Genomic DNA, 618 nt, shown 5'->3' with positions numbered 1-618 from the left:
TTTCGTTGCCTACCATTTCTCAACAACCTCAGACTGCTAAAATTACAACTACTCCAACAGAAGCAACAAAACCTGTTTCTACAACTATCTCTAAACAGGAAAATGGAAGCGAAACTGCTGTAAATTTTACTTTGGCAAAGGCAATTTCTAATGAAGTAGGTGGAATAGTTAATTCTGTAGTTGCTTTAAATTCCCATATTATCAGTGGTAGTAGTAACGGGATGATTTCAGTCAGGGATATTCAGAATGGCGAAGTCATAGCTATTTGGAAAGCTCACGCAGAATCAATAAATTCAGTGGCAGTAACTCCCAATGAAGAGTTAGTTATCAGTGGTAGTGATGACAAAACTATCAAAATTTGGAAACTACCCAAAAATAAAAATGTCACTGATATTACTCTGGTGCAGACTCTCACTGGACATAACGATGTGGTAGATGGAGTAGCGATCGCATTGATAATCTCAGAATGTCCTTCTAAGGTTCGGAGCAACTCTCCAGTACTTAAATTCCAAATTTTAATAGTTCTATCCCAACTCCCGCTTACCAACATTTCACCATCAGGAGCGATCGCTACTCCATCTACCACATCGTTATGTCCAGTGAGAGTCTGCACCAGAG

1 protein-coding gene and 1 pseudogene are annotated in these 618 nt (G+C 39.2%); one reads left to right on the top strand and one right to left on the bottom strand.

Annotated features, from left to right (window positions below; translation table 11 throughout):
- Positions 1-221 precede the first annotated feature (221 nt).
- Positions 222-311, top strand: a pseudogene (locus D5R40_RS43415) (hypothetical protein); the annotation flags it as partial.
- Here the strand turns inward: D5R40_RS43415 and D5R40_RS33635 are convergent.
- Positions 275-586, bottom strand: coding sequence for a WD40 repeat domain-containing protein (locus D5R40_RS33635; RefSeq protein ID WP_240041716.1), 312 nt, complete (start codon positions 584-586; stop codon positions 275-277). The pseudogene D5R40_RS43415 and the gene D5R40_RS33635 sit on opposite strands and share 37 nt — an antisense overlap.
- Positions 587-618 lie beyond the last annotated feature (32 nt).

The organism is Okeania hirsuta (assembly GCF_003838195.1).
GTDB classification, from domain to species: Bacteria; Cyanobacteriota; Cyanobacteriia; order Cyanobacteriales; family Microcoleaceae; genus Okeania; species Okeania hirsuta.
This window is presented reverse-complemented; position numbering and strand designations above follow the sequence as displayed.